This is a genomic window from uncultured Murdochiella sp., assembly GCF_902488755.1.
Taxonomy (GTDB): Bacteria; Bacillota; Clostridia; order Tissierellales; family Peptoniphilaceae; genus Murdochiella.
Window position 1 is genome coordinate 1 of sequence record NZ_CABTXF010000027.1, and the last position, 17,614, is coordinate 17,614.

General features: G+C 50.1%; 16 protein-coding genes, 1 tRNA gene and 1 other RNA gene. 9 read left to right on the top strand and 9 right to left on the bottom strand.

The window, feature by feature from the left end; genetic code table 11:
* Positions 1–106 precede the first annotated feature (106 nt).
* From RDL68_RS04105 to RDL68_RS04135, 7 genes are all read left to right on the top strand, one after another.
* Positions 107–1,477, top strand: coding sequence for a dihydroorotase (locus RDL68_RS04105; RefSeq protein WP_308540411.1), 1,371 nt, complete (start codon positions 107–109; stop codon positions 1,475–1,477).
* Positions 1,470–2,225: a dihydroorotate dehydrogenase electron transfer subunit gene (locus RDL68_RS04110; protein ID WP_308540412.1), complete on the top strand. Its 756-nt coding sequence runs from the start codon at positions 1,470–1,472 to the stop codon at positions 2,223–2,225. The genes RDL68_RS04105 and RDL68_RS04110 overlap by 8 nt, the downstream gene beginning before the upstream one ends.
* Positions 2,216–3,163, top strand: a complete 948-nt coding sequence (locus RDL68_RS04115) for a dihydroorotate dehydrogenase (protein ID WP_308540413.1) — start codon at positions 2,216–2,218, stop codon at positions 3,161–3,163. Before RDL68_RS04110 ends, RDL68_RS04115 begins: the two co-directional genes overlap by 10 nt.
* Positions 3,164–3,213: 50 nt before the next feature.
* Positions 3,214–3,903 carry an orotidine-5'-phosphate decarboxylase gene (gene pyrF, locus RDL68_RS04120; RefSeq protein ID WP_308540414.1) on the top strand — a complete coding sequence of 230 codons (690 nt, stop codon included), beginning with the start codon at positions 3,214–3,216 and terminating at the stop codon, positions 3,901–3,903.
* 92 nt (positions 3,904–3,995) lie between these two features.
* Entirely contained in the window at positions 3,996–4,664 is a 669-nt protein-coding gene (pyrE, locus tag RDL68_RS04125) for an orotate phosphoribosyltransferase (RefSeq protein ID WP_308540415.1), read from the top strand.
* Positions 4,665–4,671: 7 nt separating this feature from the next.
* A complete protein-coding gene (pyrB, locus tag RDL68_RS04130) occupies positions 4,672–5,589 on the top strand; it encodes an aspartate carbamoyltransferase (protein WP_308540426.1) in 918 nt (305 codons plus the stop codon).
* On the top strand, positions 5,586–6,014 hold the full coding sequence (locus tag RDL68_RS04135) for an aspartate carbamoyltransferase regulatory subunit (RefSeq protein ID WP_308540416.1): 429 nt from the start codon (positions 5,586–5,588) through the stop codon (positions 6,012–6,014). Before pyrB ends, RDL68_RS04135 begins: the two co-directional genes overlap by 4 nt.
* Positions 6,015–6,156: 142 nt before the next feature.
* On the opposite strand, the gene ffs is transcribed toward RDL68_RS04135, so the two are convergent.
* Positions 6,157–6,421: signal recognition particle sRNA large type (gene ffs, locus RDL68_RS04140), an RNA gene on the bottom strand.
* A tRNA-Ser gene (locus RDL68_RS04145) sits at positions 6,422–6,508 on the bottom strand. It abuts the RNA gene before it with no gap.
* Positions 6,509–6,584: 76 nt separating this feature from the next.
* Between RDL68_RS04145 and RDL68_RS04150 the strand changes: the two genes are divergently transcribed.
* Positions 6,585–6,779, top strand: coding sequence for a hypothetical protein (locus tag RDL68_RS04150; RefSeq protein WP_308540417.1), 195 nt, complete (start codon positions 6,585–6,587; stop codon positions 6,777–6,779).
* Positions 6,780–6,868: 89 nt separating this feature from the next.
* Here RDL68_RS04150 and RDL68_RS04155 read toward each other — a convergent pair whose 3' ends face one another.
* The 5 genes from RDL68_RS04155 to RDL68_RS04175 all read right to left on the bottom strand — a co-directional run bounded on the left by RDL68_RS04155 (position 6,869) and on the right by RDL68_RS04175 (position 13,949).
* Positions 6,869–7,702 (bottom strand): hypothetical protein, encoded by an 834-nt coding sequence (locus tag RDL68_RS04155; RefSeq protein ID WP_308540418.1) that lies wholly within the window; start codon positions 7,700–7,702, stop codon positions 6,869–6,871.
* A gap of 551 nt (positions 7,703–8,253) precedes the next feature.
* Entirely contained in the window at positions 8,254–8,817 is a 564-nt protein-coding gene (locus RDL68_RS04160) for a GNAT family protein (RefSeq protein ID WP_308540419.1), read from the bottom strand.
* Positions 8,818–8,911: 94 nt separating this feature from the next.
* Positions 8,912–9,913 carry an aspartate--ammonia ligase gene (gene asnA / locus RDL68_RS04165; RefSeq protein ID WP_308540420.1) on the bottom strand — a complete coding sequence of 334 codons (1,002 nt, stop codon included), beginning with the start codon at positions 9,911–9,913 and terminating at the stop codon, positions 8,912–8,914.
* A gap of 406 nt (positions 9,914–10,319) precedes the next feature.
* On the bottom strand, positions 10,320–12,923 hold the full coding sequence (gene clpB, locus RDL68_RS04170; protein ID WP_308540421.1) for an ATP-dependent chaperone ClpB: 2,604 nt from the start codon (positions 12,921–12,923) through the stop codon (positions 10,320–10,322).
* Between the two features lie 24 nt (positions 12,924–12,947).
* Positions 12,948–13,949 (bottom strand): DnaJ domain-containing protein, encoded by a 1,002-nt coding sequence (locus RDL68_RS04175; protein ID WP_308540422.1) that lies wholly within the window; start codon positions 13,947–13,949, stop codon positions 12,948–12,950.
* Between the two features lie 224 nt (positions 13,950–14,173).
* Between RDL68_RS04175 and RDL68_RS04180 the strand changes: the two genes are divergently transcribed.
* A complete protein-coding gene (locus RDL68_RS04180; RefSeq protein ID WP_308540423.1) occupies positions 14,174–15,397 on the top strand; it encodes a dicarboxylate/amino acid:cation symporter in 1,224 nt (407 codons plus the stop codon).
* An 8-nt stretch (positions 15,398–15,405) separates the two neighbouring features.
* Here the strand turns inward: RDL68_RS04180 and RDL68_RS04185 are convergent, their stop codons facing one another.
* Both RDL68_RS04185 and RDL68_RS04190 read right to left on the bottom strand, forming a co-directional pair.
* Positions 15,406–16,356: a glycerophosphodiester phosphodiesterase family protein gene (locus RDL68_RS04185; protein WP_308540424.1), complete on the bottom strand. Its 951-nt coding sequence runs from the start codon at positions 16,354–16,356 to the stop codon at positions 15,406–15,408.
* On the bottom strand, positions 16,353–17,614 hold a 1,262-nt coding region (locus RDL68_RS04190), incomplete at its 5' end, for an ATP-binding cassette domain-containing protein (protein WP_308540425.1). The genes RDL68_RS04185 and RDL68_RS04190, both read right to left, overlap by 4 nt.

Sequence of the window (17,614 nt, forward strand, 5' to 3'; positions counted from 1 at the left end):
GAAATAAATCCGTAAAAAAGCACACTCCTCTTGACGTGCCTTCCATGGTTAGAGTAAGATAGCACGGATAAACCGCCGGATGGCGAAGGAGACGAAAGGAGTAACCATGAACAAGCTCAAGCTGGTGAATGGAACCGTCTTTTATCAGGATCGTTTGCAAAGAATGGATGTAATGATTGAAAACGGACGTATTGTTCGTTTAGATCCCTCATCGCATCCCACCGATGCGGTGCCCTCTCCTTCCTCGTCCCCTCTTTCTTCCAAAAATGATGAATACGTGATGGATTGCTCATCCCTTCACTTGTTTCCCGGTTTCGTTGATTTGCACGTGCATTTCCGCGAACCGGGTTTTTCTTATAAAGAGACTATTGAAACAGGCACAAAAGCAGCCGCGCATGGCGGATATACCGTATGCTGCACCATGCCGAATCTTCGTCCGGTTCCGGACACGTTAGAAAATCTGAAACGGCAGCTCGACATCATTCGTGAACACGCTCTCGTGCATGTTCTACCCTACGGAGCCATTACCTGTGGTGAAAAAGGGGAAAAACTGTCGGATTTTGAAGCGCTTGCGCCCTATGTCGTTGGCTTTACGGACGATGGGGTCGGCGTTGCCGATAAAGTGCGTATGCGCGAAGCCATGATAGCCGCAAAAGCCTTAGGAAAGCCCATCGTGGCACATGCCGAAGATCTCGCCCTTGTTCGCGGAGGGGTTATTCATGATGGCGACTACGCGAAGCGGCACAACCTTCCCGGCAATCCCTCGGAAAGTGAATGGAAACAGGTGGAGCGGGATATCGCCTTAGCCGAAGAAACCGGCGCACGGTATCACGTCTGTCATATTTCCACAAAAGAATCGGTTGCGCTGGTGCGTGCTGCAAAACAACGGGGACTTGCCGTTACCGGTGAAACCGCTCCGCACTATCTCACCATGACGGAGGAAGATTTACAGGATGAGGGACGCTTTCGCATGAATCCGCCCATCCGTTCCGGAGCGGACCGCGAAGTGCTTGTCGATGCCCTTGTGGACGAAACGCTTTTAGCGGTTGCTACTGACCATGCTCCTCATGCGGCAGAAGAAAAAGCGCGTGGTCTTGCCCATAGTGCAAACGGCATCGTCGGACTGGAAACCGCCTTTTCCGTCCTTTATACGCGTTTGGTGCTAACAGGAAAGCTTTCGTTGGAGCGACTGCTGCACGTCATGAGTGTAGATCCGGCAGCTGCGTTTTCGCTTTCCACTATCTCGGAAGCAAAAGAAGGTCTCGGCGTTAGCACCGGTATTGCGCCGGGAGCACCGGCAGATCTATGTCTCTGGGATCTTCATGCCGCTACAACCATTGACCCCGAAACCTTTTTCTCTAAAGGGCATGCCACGCCGTTTGCCGGATGGACGGTGCGCGGCGTATGTCTTGCCACATGGGTCGGCGGAAAACTTGCTTACGAAGATCCAACCTGGAAGGAGCGTCGCCTTGACTGAATTTCACATTCTTTCTCACCGACTTGTCGCCAAAGACACCTATGAACTGCGCCTTGCCGGAGATACCAGCGCGATGCACACACCGGGACAATTCTTAGCACTTCGACTACCCGAATTTTTCCTGCGCCGACCGATGTCGGTCAGCGACTGGAATGCCGAAGGACTTCGCCTTTTTTACAAAGTTGTGGGCAAAGGCACTGCCGCCTTGTCGAAGAAAGCCAATGGAAAGTTAGATGCGCTTGTGGGATTGGGCAACGGCTTCTCCCTTTCTGACAGTGAAGGAAAAATGCCCGTTTTGATCGGCGGTGGCGTGGGAGTTCCTCCCCTTTTCGCGGTGGCAAAAGCCTTGATTTCACAAGGCAAATCCCCTATTGCGCTCTTAGGTTTCAATACAAAAGAGGAGATTTTCTTAGCAGAAGAGTTTCGCTCTCTCGGATGCCACATACAGCTTTTCACCATGGACGGTAGCGCCGGAGAAAAAGGAACCGTTCTTCCGGGTGTTGAAGCGCTCAGTAGAACGCATCTTCCCCAGGAGCTCTATATCTATACCTGCGGTCCGATGCCGATGTTTCGCGCTTTATATTCCTTTATGCACGAAAAAGGCATCGACGGCGCGTTCAGTTTAGAAGAACGCATGGGCTGTGCGGTTGGTATCTGCATGGGCTGTACGGTGGAAACGACAAATGGTCCGCGCCGTGTATGCAAAGAAGGACCTGTATTCCGAAAGGAGGAACTGCCATGGGCATAAATAAACGCATCCTCGCGCGAAAAACACCACGCCTTGCCGTCTCCTTTGCAGGACTTACTCTGGACAATCCTCTGATTCCGGCAAGTGGCTGTTACGGTTTCGGCTATGAACGTGCCGATGTTCTGGATCCGGATTTTTTCGGCACCATTGCCCTGAAAGGAACCACGCGCGAAGCCCGATTCGGCAACCCTCTTCCCCGCATTGCAGAAAGCGCCTCGGGAATGCTCAATGCTGTAGGCTTGCAAAACCCCGGCGTAGACAATGTCATCGCCGAAGAACTGCCGAGGCTTGCAGCGGTTTCCCGCAAAGGCATGATGGCGAATGTTGCCGGTTTTTCTCTGGAGGAATATGTGGACGTGGCGCAGAAGCTCGCTATCCAGCCACAAATTTGCGCTATTGAATTAAACATAAGCTGCCCCAATGTACATAGTGGAGGTATGGAATTCGGCGTACATCCCGAAACCGCAAAGGAAGTGGTCTCCGCGGTGAAAGCGGTCATCCGCAAACCGCTATTCGTCAAACTGACGCCGAACGTAACGGATATTGTTGCCATGGCACAAGCCGTAGTCGATGGTGGAGCGGATGGACTGACTCTCATCAACACCGTCAAAGCGATGCGCATTGACCTCAAAAAACGCGCGCCGCTCTTAGCTAACGGCACAGGAGGGTTGTCCGGTCCTGCGATTTTCCCCATTGCGCTGCGTATGATCTACGACGTATACAAGGCGGTATCCGTGCCCATCCTCGGCTGCGGCGGCGTGCAGAACGCAGAAGATGTCGTCGAAATGATGATGGCAGGCGCATCTGCGGTACAAATCGGTGCCGCCGGATTGGCGGATCCCGATATGTGGAATGCCTTGTTGACTGCCTTGGAGTCCATGCCCGACCGCCTCAGGGTGGAAAAACTTTCCGAAATTATCGGCGCTGCGCATCGCTAAGATGTTCGGGTTAGACACGGTAAGAATAGGAACTGTAGAAAGGATCTCTCATGAAACCGGTCATTATCGCTCTTGATTTCGCCAATCGTCGTGAAACAATAGATTTCCTTCGCCCTTTCCGCGATGAAAAGCCCTTCGTCAAAATTGGCATGGAGCTGTTTTATGCCGAAGGCGCGGATATCGTGCGCGAGATAAAAGACTGGGGATATTCCGTCTTCCTCGATCTCAAAGTACACGACATTCCCCATACGGCGGAATGCGCCTTACGTCAGTTGCACCGTCTGCATGTCGATATGACCAATGTCCATGCGGCAGGGGGCAGCGCCATGATGCGTGCCGCGCGTGAAGGCTATCCCGACGGCATCCTGCTGGCGGTAACGCAACTGACCTCCACTTCACAAGAGACGATGAATCAGGAATTAGGTATTGCCGGCGACATCAATGACATCATCGTGCAATATGCGGATTTAGCCAAACAGTCCGGTTTGAATGGGGTGGTCTGTTCCCCACTGGAATCGCCTATGGTACATACCGCCTTGGGCAACGCCTTCCTCACCGTTACGCCGGGTATTCGCTTCGCCGATGGAAGTACAGACGACCAGAAGCGCGTAACCACGCCGGAGAAGGCAAAGACGCTCGGCAGCGACTTTATTGTAGTCGGACGCTCCATCACCAAAGCAGAGAATCCGCTCATTGCTTATCAAAAGGCGATGGCAGCCTTTGCCGACAAAACCGAATAACAAACGTCATTTTGACGATGACAAAGAGAAGGAAGGTATAAGGCGGCAGAAAAAACCGCTACAAGCCCGAAAACTGAACGAAAGGAGAAACCATGGAAGAAAATACGCGAGAAACCATTGCGCAAGATTTACTGGACATCGGCGCCGTTTTTCTACGCCCGGAAGAGCCGTTCACCTGGGCAAGCGGTATTCACAGCCCCATCTATACGGATAACCGGTTAATCTTATCCGCTCCGGCTGTGCGAGAGAGAGTGGAGCAGGCCATTGCCGATACCGTAAAACGCTGCTTTCCGAACGCAGAAATGCTCATGGGAACAGCGACCGCTGGCATTGCCCACGCGGCGTTGGCTGCCTCTCTCTTGCATCTGCCAATGGGTTACGTGCGCAGCAGCAACAAATCCCATGGGCGCGAAAATCGTATTGAAGGTAAGCTGACCGCCGGAGAACGGGTCGTCGTCATTGAAGACCTTATCTCTACGGGAGGAAGCGTATTGGATGTCGTTCACGCTCTGCAGGAGGCAGGCGCGGAAGTGTTGGGCATCGTCTGCATCTTTACGTATGGTATGCAAAAAAGCAAAGACGCCCTCGCGGTAGAAAAGCTAACCATGGAAAGCCTGACAGATTTTGATACGATTCTGGAGGTTGCTGCCCAAACCGGACGGCTGCAAACCCAACAGATTCCGAAGTTGAAGCAATTTCGCGATCATCCTGCGGATGAATCGTGGATGGCAGGCATCGCCCGAACCAAGAAGGAGGAATAACATGCCGATGAAGGACCTGATTGACATCAAAGATCTGTCCACCAAAGAGATTGACGAGCTCATCGCCGTAGCAGAAGAAATCATCGCCGATCCTGTGCGCTTCCAGGAAGTGTGCAAGCATCGTGTGCTCGGCTCTCTGTTTTATGAGCCCTCAACGCGTACACGATTGAGCTTTGAGTCCGCTATGCTCGCCTTGGGCGGAGACGTAATCGGCTTTTCCGAAGCCACATCCAGCTCTGTCTCCAAGGGCGAAAGCGTTGCCGATACAGCGCGCACGGTGGAATGCTTCGCTGATATTATCGCCATGCGCCACCCCAAAGAAGGCGCACCGTTTGTCGCGTCTCGCTCGGTAGATATTCCGGTGATCAACGCAGGAGACGGCGGACATAACCATCCCACGCAAACGCTGACCGACTTGTTAACCATTCACCGCGAAATGGGTCGCCTCGACAACATGGTCGTTGGCTGCTGCGGAGACCTCAAATTTGGTCGAACCGTCCATTCGCTCATCACTGCCATGAGCCGATATGAAAATGTGCGCTTCGTCCTCATCTCGCCGGAAGAATTGGTCATTCCGGAACATGTGCGTACCGAAATCTTGGAAAAACAAGGCGTCCCGTTCAAAGAAGTACGAAAGCTCAGCGATGCCATGCCGGAATTGGACATTCTCTACATGACTCGCGTACAGCGCGAACGGTTCTTCAACGAAGCGGATTATATCCGTCTGAAGGATACCTACATTCTCACGCCGGAGCGTCTGGCGACGGCTAAACCGTCGATGCGCGTACTGCACCCGCTGCCGCGCGTAAATGAAATCTCCGTCAAGGTGGACAGTGATCCGCGCGCCGCCTATTTCCGTCAGGTGAAGAACGGGCGCTTTATCCGTATGGCACTTATCATGAAATTATTGGGGGTAACAGCATGATTTTAGGTGATTTACACGAAGGCATTGTCATTGACCACATTCCTGTCGGTAAAGGCATGGTGCTTTATCACTATTTGGGGCTGGATAAGCTTGATTCACAGATTGCGCTCATCGAGAACGCCGTCAGCTCCAAACGAGGACAAAAGGACATTTTGAAAGTCGCAGAACATATTGATTTGGATTTTGACCTTCTCGGCTATTTTGATCCAAACATTACGGTCAATATTGTCCACAACGGAGAAATTGTCGAAAAGAAACACCCGAAGCTGCCGGAAACCATTACCAACATTCTGCATTGCCACAATCCGCGCTGCATTACGTCCATCGAGCAGGAGTTGGATCATGTCTTCCGACTGACCGATCCGGAAACGAAAACCTATCGCTGCATCTACTGCGAAACCATCGGCAAGCCGGACGAGATGTAGTGTTTGCCACTGTTTGGAAGCAAAGGCACCCCGCTGAAAAGCAGGGTGCTTTTTATATGCTGACGAAGACCAGGCACGTGCTTTGTCTTTGTTGACGAAGACCAGGCACAAAAAAAAGAAGCCTTTCGGCTTCTTGATAAGTGCGCACACCCGGCTTTGTGGCAGGCAACGGATCCGGCACGCCGGCCTTCCGCTCAACCATGGCTGCCTCGCAACACATGAAGAGCAACACTTAATGCTGCTTCCTTCCGGACCTGACATGGTTCATGCGCCTTCATTGTGCAAGACCATGGCGTCAACACGGTCAACCGACACCTGCGATTCGCCTTCTGCCCCGGGGCCGGGAATTCTACCCTGCTAAAGCGGATTGCAGGTACAGGGCACCGCTAACTCCCCATATAGTGCAACGGAGAGCGAGGGATTCGAACCCTCGATACGGGAACCCGTATACATGATTTCCAATCATGCTCCTTCGGCCACTCGGACAGCTCTCCACGCGCAAACGCGTTACCATAGAATTATAACAGAATGCACACGACTGTCAAATGCAAAGTACCATCCGCTCCGTCCGTGTCACGGGCTTCGACCTGCTTGGTCTATGCTATAAAGGCGGTCGGCGGTTCGCTGGTCTATGCTATAAAGGCGGTCGGCGATTCGCTGGATCGCCTTCCTTATTTACCAATCGCCGACCACAAGCCGGCTCCTTATGGGTGTACATGGGCTGATTACGGCGGTTTTTTGCACTTTTGCGTTTTTCCACCGTAATTTCGCCACACACTTTGCGGCGGTTTTTTGCACTTTTGCGTATTTCCGCCGTAATCATCTCTCTGAACTATGCCATTCCTCTTGAACGCTTAGGTTCGATTAGTCCATAAATGTCGTTCAATAAGTGCTTCTGCACTGTGCAGATTTAATGTACATTGTGAGGTTTCAAACGTTACGAGCAGCTGCTCTCCAAGATAGATTTGAGCGGATTCGTATAGTGCTATTCTTCGAATCGCATTATTGGCGTATTCCGGAACATCCATCATGCCGAAATGCTCCCAATAGATTTCAACCTGTTTTTCCGGATGGTAGAAAGTAAAATCCGGATAGATGCGAAGACCATCTGGCAGAATTAAGAGACTCTCATATTTGTAATCCACACCTTTGGCACTAAAAAGATCGGCAAGAATCTTTTCAGACTTTGAACGCACCCTTTCATTTCTATTTGTATACAGCGCTTCTTGCACATTTCGGATTGATTTCGGCTGAAAGGATTTGCTTTTCCAAGATTCCAGCTTCTGTTGATTGGTTGGTAACAGAGGTATAACAAGCTTCTTTCGTAGTGGATGTAAAGTATCATAGAGCCGATCCAACTCATCGGAGTTGAAACCTTCCAATAATTTCGTAAGTTGCTTAATTCTTTTCGAAATCAATAAACTGGCATTCTGGTTATAGGATTGTTGGGCAAGCTGGCGCACCACTTCGCTTTCATTTCTCCCTAAATAATGCTTTTGCGACCGCCGCCCCTCTTCCTTACTATTGTTCTGTTTACAGTAAAATTGATAAGAATTATGTGACTTCGAAATTTCCAAGCGCCCCTTAATCGGAGGTGTAACAATAGCAGACTCCCGTTTTTCCAATACAAGTGCTGCCTTCTTATATTTTTCAAGCAACTGATTTAGCAAGTTTTTCAAGACATCCATTGCTCCTCCTTTAGCGATGTACCCTCCTTTTTCTCCGACTGCTTCATCACTTCTATTTTGCTTCTACTTATTAGTATTGCTAAAGCAGTATCTCAAAGTGTCCCATTTTCCAGTTTTTACATGCACCGTGAGCATTCGGAGAGCGGTCAGTGGGAAAATCTATTAGGAAGGAGGTAAAAATGGATAAGAAATTACGGGATGAATTATCAAAGTGCTTTACCGACGAACCGAAATAACAGGGAGAAAAAAACGCCACTGCTTCGGTTGGTCTTGAGAGAGCTTCGCTCAACAATAGCTTCCTTCAACAATAATGTACTGAGAAAACACGATTTCGTGTTTTCGGATGAAATCAAACGCGGCGCTGTTACGATCCCAAAAGAGCAGCACTGTTGGATGGCAGTCAGATGAACCATTTCACCTATCAGGTTATGGTGAATCGGAATACGTGGACAAGAAGTGGCTCAAAGCCTACGATGGTGAAGTCACTGAACGCAAGCCCTGGAATCCGATCGGATTGTTGGCGAAAAACAACTTACACGTCCGCCTGATGGTTATTGTTTTCTTTTCTCCCATTCTTCTTTCAATAAACTATAAATGGCGGCATCCACGATGCCTTGATTATTTCTGTCTGCTTGCCTTAATGTCCCTTCATAGATCAATCCGCACTTTTTCATCACTTGCCCAGAATGCGGATTATTCGGGTCGTGTTGGGATTCTATGCGATTTACCTCAACTTCTTCAAACAAAAAGGGAATAATGGCTTGAAACGCCTCTGTGGTAATGCCCTTGTGCCACCACTTTTTCCCCATCGCATAACCGATATGGACCGTGTCGGTTGTTTCATCCTTTTTGACAACAGAAATAGAGCCAACCACTTCCTGAAGCTCTTTCCATTCCACCGCCCATTGATAAAAAGAGGGATCCGCATAGGACATCACCCAAGACTGTAAAACAGCCTTAGTTTCTTCCACCGATTGTGCCGCTTGCCAAGTTAAAAACTTCGTGACTTCTTTGTCGGCATTCCAATTGCGAAACATCGCCTCCGCGTCGTCCATCGTAAAAGGACGTAAGAGTAAGCGTGGCGTTTCAATGATTTGTGTTCCCTTGTGGTGCATCGTTTATCCCCCTGCCCATCCGATCATTCTTTTCCCGCTCTTCCGTAAATTTCAAATCTCTTCCCGCAACGCTTTCTTTATCTTCTTCCCCTCCTTACAACAACCTGATTCCCGCTTTTTTGCACGCTTTCTGCGTTTCTTCGTCCCAGACACTCGCTTGAATTTCACCGATGTGTGCCGCGCCGAGCAACAGCATACAAAGACGCGATTGTCCGATGCCGCCACCGATAGTCTGCGGGTAATCTCCTTGCAGCAAAGCGCGATGAAACGGCAGCGTAGCGCGCTCTTCGGCATGGGCGTCCGCCAACTGTGCGCGAAGCGCGGCTTCATCCACGCGAATGCCCATGGAGGAGAGTTCAAACGCACAACCTAATACATCATTCCAGAGAATAATATCGCCATTGAGCGTCCAGTCATCATAGTCTGGCGCACGGTTACCATGGCGTTGTCCGGAGTGCAAACGATGACCAATTCCCTGAATAAAGATGGTCTTATATTCCTGGGCAGCAAGATATTCACGTTCCTCTGGTGTTTTATTTGGCCAGCGGTCTTCCAGTTCCTGTGCTGTGAAGAAGGTTACTTCGCGACGAATCGTTGTGTCCAACGATGGAAAACGTGCCTGTACCAGGTGGTTGACATTACAGATGGTGGAAACAATCGCTTGAACGGTTTCGCGCAAGGTCTTCTCCGTGCGATCCGTGGGCGCAATGATGCGTTCCCAGTCCCATTGATCCACGTAAACGGAATGCAGATTATCCAGTGTCTCGTCTCGGCGAATAGCATTCATGTCGGTATAGAGCCCCTGCCCCACGGAAAAGCCATATTTCGCTAATGCCATGCGTTTCCATTTGGCAAGCGAATGCACAACCTCCGCCTCGGCGCCGACATCGGGAATAGCAAAAGAAACCGGACGTTCCTCGCCGCTTAAGTTATCATTTAAGCCGCTGGCACGTAGCACAAAGAGAGGTGCGGAAACACGCTGGAGATTCAGCGCCTGCGAAATTTCCGCCTGAAATGTCTTTTTGACGTAATCGATGGCACGTTGCAACTCGAAATGATCCAGTTTGGGAACGTAGTCGGACGGGATAGTAATCATAACAACCTCTTTTCTTGCATTTGGTTCATTTTACCACCTTCCTCTGATGCGGTGTATCACTATGAAAATGGAAAGCCGGAGAACGGCCGATCCCTTACGCGCGTCGTCAAGTGCATAGGTGTAGATTACGGGTTCCTTTGCCGTTATTAAATTTTGACCCGTAATTTTACCGGCCGCTTTACGGGGGCTTTTCGCCATTTCGCGTTTTTGACCCGTAATTTTACCGAACGTCTACCGTATATAAAAAAGGAAGGCGGTCCGCCGGACCGCCCTCCACTTCTACTTAACTGCGCCACGAAAGTGGCGCTGCTTCTTTTGAACCGACATCTGTAGGTCGGCTCTTTCTTGGTACCATCAGACACCTAGGTTATTCCACCACCTCGTAGGTGTCATTGCCATGAAAGTCTTAGGAGGAAAGCGTCGCGGTGTCCGCTTCGACGGTCACCGCCAGTCCATTGTCATCCGCAGTAATCACCACATGATCATGGTCGGCAATCTGACCTTCTAAGATCTTGCGACCCAACGCAGTCTGCACATTTTTCTGCAGATAGCGTTCGATGGGACGCGCTCCGAACTGCGGCGAATACGCTTGCTCTAAAACGTAGTTTTTCGCAGATTCATCTGCCTCAATCGTGATATCCCGATCGGCAAGACGATGGGCAATTTTAGCCATATCCAGGGCAATAATGCGTCCCACTTCGTCTTTGGTCAACCCCTTAAACGTAATGATGTCGTCGATGCGGTTTAGAAATTCCGGACGGAAGGTACGATGAAGCACCGTTTCCACTTCCTGCGAAGCACTCGCCGTGAGATTGCCCTCGGCATCGAGTCCGTTTAGAATCGTGTCTGCTCCCAGATTGGATGTCATAATGATAATCGTATTGCGGAAATTGACCGTTCTTCCCTGATTATCCGTCAAGCGTCCATCGTCCAAGACCTGCAGCAAAATATTAAACACGTCGGGGTGCGCCTTTTCGATTTCATCAAAGAGAATCACGGCATACGGCTTGCGACGCACCGCTTCGGTTAACTGACCGCCTTCTTCATAGCCGACATAGCCCGGTGCGGCTCCGATTAGACGAGACACAGAATATTTCTCCATGTATTCGGACATATCGATGCGAATCATATTGCGCTCATCGTCAAACATGGCCTCCGTAAGGGCTTTGGCGAGCTCTGTCTTGCCCACGCCCGTGGGGCCAAGAAAGATAAAGCTGCCAAGTGGCTTCGTATCGTCGGAAAGACCGGCGCGCGCCCGCAAAAGAGCTTCGGAGACCGCTTCAATCGCTTGATTCTGTCCAATTACACGGCGATGTAAGAGTTCCGGCAAACGCAAGATCTTCTGTCGTTCGCTTTCGACCAATTTCGCAACAGGAATATGCGTCCATTTCGAAACCACTTCCGCCACTTCCTCTTCGGTGACTTCTTCTTTTACCGCCTCACTGTCTTTTTCCAGTGCCTTCTCGCTCTCTGCATATTGCTTTTCCAGTTCACTAAGCTTTCCATAACGCAGTGCGGAGGCTTTTTCATAATCGAAGTTCCGTTCGGCTTCTTCAATCGCATGGCGCGTTTGTGCCATCTCTTCTTTAATTTTGGTTTGCCCTTCCAGCGCCGACTTAGCATTTTGCCACTGAATGAAGCCTTCATTGTACGTCTCATTCAAGTTTGCCAGTTCTTCCGTAAGCTCCGCCAGGCGTTTTTTGGATGCCTCATCCGTCTCTTTTTGCAACGCGACTTTCTCAATCTCCAGCTGTAAAATGCGACGACGTGCTTCATCCAACTCTTCCGGCATGGAGTCCAAAGCCGTGCGTACCATAGCCGCCGCCTCGTCCATCAAATCAATCGCCTTGTCCGGCAAAAAGCGGTCGGTAATATAGCGGTCGGAAAGTTTTGCTGCCGCGACAACCGCTCCGTCAGAAATACGCAGACCGTGATGGAGTTCATATTTCGATTTAATGCCACGCAAGATGGATACCGTGTCCTCCACGCTCGGTTCGCTTACCATGACTTTTTGGAAACGACGTTCCAACGCACCATCTTTTTCAATGTATTGACGATATTCATTGAGGGTTGTCGCACCGATCATGCGAATCTCGCCACGCGATAAGGCGGGCTTCATGAGGTTGGAAGCATCCATCGCCCCGTCGGTGCGTCCGGCACCGACAATTAAGTGCAACTCATCCACAAAAAGAATAATTTTTCCGGCAGAAGCCTTGATTTCTTCCAAAACCGCTTTCAGACGTTCTTCAAACTCACCGCGGTATTTCGCTCCAGCAAGAAGCTGTCCCATATCCAAAGCAAATACAGTAGTATCTTTCAAGCCGTCCGGCACATCACCATTGATGATACGCTGCGCCAAACCTTCCACAACAGCCGTTTTTCCCACGCCCGGTTCGCCAATCAATACCGGATTATTTTTTGTGCGGCGCGATAGAATACGCGTCACATTGCGAATTTCCTCATCTCGCCCGATAACGGGATCGCCTTTTCCCTCTTTCGCTTTTGCCGTTAAATCCGTACCGTACTTTTCCAATACGTTTTCGGTATCTTCCGGATTATCCGTTGTCACCTTGCGCGAACCACGTATGGCTTCGAGCGCTTTCGCAAATGCCGCACGTGTAATATGGTAGTCCGCCAGAATTGCTTCCGAAGGAATATGACGCTCTTCCAAAAGCGCCAAATATAAGTGCTCGGTGGAAACGTAGCTATCCCCCATTTTATCGGCTTCATCTTTTGCCTTAAGCAGGATACGCTGAAAAATGGCGTTCGGATATACCTGTGATGCGCCTTGCTGCTGTGGCAAGTTCTCCATCGCTCTACGGACCGCTGTACGATACGCAGCAATCTGCACACCAAGGTGCGTAAGTACTTGTGCCACCATCCCGTCGCTTTCTCGAATTAGGGCATCATGCAGATGCAGATCGGTCAATTCGGGATTGCCGTTCTTGATTGCCGCATTTTGCGCGTCCTGAATCGCTTGTAACGCTTTCTGTGTATATTTTTCATCCATAGGAATTTCTCCTTTCGGTTTTCTTTAGTTCATCCACTTTCGGTAATACGCTTTTTGCTCTTCGCTCAAGGATGTCGGATTTTGAATTTGTATCTCCAAGAACAAATCGCCACGGTTTCCTTTTCGATCCCGATAGCCTTTGCGCGGCACACGAATCCGCTTGCCGGAAAGCATCTCGTGCGGTATGGTCACTTGAATACGCCCGTCCGGCGTTTCCACGGTTTTCTTCGTTCCGCAATAGGCTTCCCAGGGTGTAAGGGACAGCGGTTGAATCAGATGTATGCCATCTAGATGACCCTCCGTCGTGATATGGATTTTGACCATGAGGTTGCCGTCTAGACCATACTTATCCCCCTTCACCCGAATACGGTTGCTCTCCTGTATTCCCGCAGGCCAGCGTACCGGAATGTCATACGACTTGGTGCCGATGGTAAAGCGCATCGTTCGTTCGCCGCCTTGATAGGCTTCTTTAAGCGACAAGGTCATCGAAGTTTCGTAACGATCGTTGGCTTTGCGTGCCGCATTGGCTTGGGCAGAACGATACGCGCCGGAATGTGCATGGCGACCGCCAACGGTACTGTTTTCTCCTGTACGCGCACCGCGAAGAAGGTCACCAAGGTCGCCGAAGCCTTGCGTGCCGCCGAAGTCCTGTGCGCCGCTTGCTCCCTGTCCGCCAAAAAACAAATGGAAGAAATCGGAAAAGCCGCCTGCACCATCCGTAGTGGTATAGGTATACGTACCTTTCTGCGAACCAAAGCCCCGAAATCCGAAATCAGAAGGGTCAAAATTCTGACCGCCTTGAAAATCGTAGTTCGCACCAAATTGGTCATATTTTTTACGCTTTTCAGCATCTCCTAATACTTCATAGGCTTCATTAATCTGTTTGAATTTTTCCTGCGCCTTTTCATCATTCGGATGTAGGTCAGGATGATATTTTTTCGCCAGTTGGCGATAGGCTTTTTTAATTTCCGCCTGGGATGCCTGTTTCTCGATGCCCAGTGTTTTATAGTAATCTTGAAATTGCAAAGCATCCTCCTTTCCCGGTCAAGCCGCGTCTCTCTCTTGCAAAAGAACAAGACGCTTCTTCATTTTGTATTTCTTGACCATCTTTGACTAATGACATTATAATCTCTTCTCTTCTCTTGTGCAAGAGAAAATGCGTCGTTTTATAGGGATGGATTCTTTTTTTACCGCAGGGGAAACGCTATACTAAAAACGAAAGAACGCAAAGGGGTACGAAAGGAGCTGTTATGGAAAAGAAAAATCGCCTGCCTTTAGGCCTGCAAATTCTTATCGCGTTGGTTGTCGGTATTCTTACCGGTATCCTGTTACAGGGAAAAGGCGCGTTCACTTCGACCTTTTTGCAGCCAATCGGAACCATCTACATCAATTTGTTGAAATTCATGGTCGTCCCCGTCGTGCTTTTCTCCATCATTGAAGGCACTATTTCGCTTGGAGACATTCGCCGCGTGGGGTCTATCGGATGGAAAACCTTCGTCTATTACATGGCAACAACCGCAGTAGCGGTCGTCATTGGCATTGCCTTTGCTACGCTATTTCAAGGATTTTTTCCGGTACTGCAAACCACCGGACTGACGTACGAAGCAAAAAGCGCGAACTTTATAGAGGTACTCGTCGGGATGTTCCCGAAAAATATACTGGAACCGCTGTTGAAAGCCGATATGCTGCCGCTCATCATCACGGCGCTTCTCATTGGTTTGGGCATCCTGCTTTCCGGTGATGCGGGAAAGCGCGTCGGGGAAAGCATAAAAGACATCTATGCGGTGGTGATGAAAATGATGGAGCTGATTATTCGACTAACCCCGATCGGTGTGTTTTGCCTAATCACGAATGTGGTTGCGGTCAATGGAGCCTCAATTGTCTCCTCGCTTGGTATCGTTCTGGGAGTGGCCTATCTTGCCTACATCACGCACATCGTCGTCGTGTATGGGCTAAGCGTGCATCTGTTCTCTAAAATGGGGTTGTTCACTTTTTTGCGTGGAATGATGCCTGCCATGACCACTGCTTTTACGACATCCAGCTCCAATGCGACATTACCGCTGACCATTCGCTGTTCCAACGAATTAGGAGCAGACCCCAGCATCTCTTCGTTTGTCCTGCCCCTCGGCGCAACCATCAATATGGACGGAACCGCCATCTATATGGGCGTAACGAGTTTATTTATCGCGTCTTGCTATGGCGTGCATCTTAGCACCGCGCAGCTCGCTTCTATCGTACTGACGGCTGTTTTAGCTTCCATCGGAACCGCCGGCGTCGCAGGCGGCGGTATGATCATGCTCGCGATGGTTTTGACAAGTGTAAACCTGCCGGTAGAAGGCATTGCGCTCATTGCCGGCATTGACCGTCTCTTTGATATGGGACGCACGACGCTGAATATCACCGGCGACGCTACTGCAGCTCTTGCGGTCAGCCACTGGGATCGCAAGGCAAACGCGAAAAAAACGCAGAAATAAGGCTTTCTTTAATGAAATAACCCTTTCAGCAAATTCATGAACAAGGCAGCGAGAATGGTCGCGACCGCCACGCATAACGCCATACTGATGGCGATGGCGAAGATATTGCTCTTCCCTTTTTGTTTTCCTCTTCCGTAGGTCAGTGTCTTCGCCCGCTGCGCCAGCATCTGCATCGGTGTTTTTTCCTCTTCCTCCGTCGGCTTTTCCGTGGCGTATTTGAGTTGATCTGCAGAATACGGCATCTTGGTTTCTTTTAGTGCAGCGCGTGCGGTTGCCATATCCGTCACCATGATATTCTCTACACCCAACTCTTTCAGCCGCAAAATTTGTTCGGCAGTAGACACACCTTGAACCATAATGGTGATTTCTTGTTCCGCACAGGTCTCCACGAGTTCCTTTGTGGTCTGGGTAAGAGGTGCTAAAATGCGTTTCACCTCTATGTCGCGGAGCTGCTCCCACGCTTCCACGGGGGAGGACTGCGGAATCCACGCCAACGCAATGTCCGGGTAGCGAGTATGCAACAAGCGCAGGCTCGACAGCTGAGAAGATGCCAAGATTAGACGATCCCGTCCCTTCGCTTCCGCAAGACAAGCCATAATATTCTCTTCAAAATTGGAATAGAGAAAATTGTCATGATTCATCATCAAGATGGTTTTGTGCGGTAGAAGCGCCGCCCAATCCAAATACTCGGCAAGCGAAGGAATATGCTCATTAAATTTCGTATAGGGTTCATTAAATTCCGCGGACTGAATCTCGCCTAAGTCGTGATGGCGAACCAGACCAATGGCATCTGTCGCCCGACCGAGCGACTCGTCGCGAAAGACAATCGGCTGACGATCCCGTGTCATCTGGACATCCAGCGCGATGCCCTCTGCGCCATTAAGCAATGCCTGCCGAAAGGCGATCATCGTATTTTCGGGGAGGTGTTCGTGATCCCCGCGGTAGGAATAAATGTTCATGTCTCGTCCCCTTCCTGAATCTCATCCAGCGTAGTTTCTATCTCCAACCATTCCTCTTCCAGATGCTCCAGCTTTTGCTGTATTCCGCTTAACTCGTCGTGTACACGCTGTGCCTCTTCATAGTCTTCGTAGAGAGTCGGATCGCACGCTTTCTTCTGTAACGCTTCCTGCTTTTCACGCAAGCTGTCTGCCTCGCGCTGAATGGCACTCACGCGCGCACGCATTTGACGCAGCTGCTTTTTTTCGAGATTGGCCTGCTTTTTTTCTTTTTTCTCCTGCGTTTTCGTTTTTTCTTTTTGCCCTTCTCCTGCTGCCGCATCGTCTTGCAAAGCAAACTGTGCCGTAAGGCGCAAGTAGTCATCATAATTACCGAGAACCGTCTCCATGCCGTTCGGTTGCAGACGGAAGATATGCGTACAGACGTGGTTGAGAAAATAGCGGTCGTGACTAATCACAAAAACCGTACCTTCGTAGTCCAAAAGCGCCTGTTCCAGAATTTCACGGCTTTCAATATCCAAATGGTTCGTTGGCTCATCCAGCAACAATACATTTGCCGAAGAAAGCATAAGCTTGAGCAATGCCAAGCGCGCTTTTTCGCCGCCGGAAAGATCCCCCACCAAGCGAAAAATGTCGTCCCCGACAAATTGAAATTTAGCCAGGTGCGCGCGAACCGAATAGTGATCCATGTGCGGATAGCGATCCCAAAGTTCATCCAGAATCGTCTTTTCCGGCGAAAGCGTACGTTGCTCCTGATCAAAAAAGGCAATTTTAACCGAAGAACCAAACGTAATGCGTCCCTCATCCTGTTCGTCCTGGTGAAGCAAGAGACGGAAAAGGGTCGTTTTTCCAACCCCATTGTCGCCGATTAGCCCGACGCGCTGTCCACGGAAAAGAGAAAACGACACGCCGGAAAACAAGGCGCGATCACCGAATGATTTTGCCAGATTTTCCACCTGCAGCACATCTTCTCCGCTGGGATATTTCGGTGTAAGGCGAAGGCGCATGTGGGCGATATCTTCCGCCGGTTTTTCCACAAGCACCATTTTATCCAATAACTTCTGGCGCGATCGCGACTGTGCGATGCCACGCTTGCGTTTGGATCCCCCTAAATGCCCCAAACGTTCAATGATTTCCTTCTGCCGCGCAATTTCTTCCTGCTGATTCTCATACGCACGGCGTTGAATGACCAAGTCTTTTTCACGGCGCTTGGCAAATTCCTGGTAGCCGCAGGCATACGAATAGACTTTTTGATGTTCGA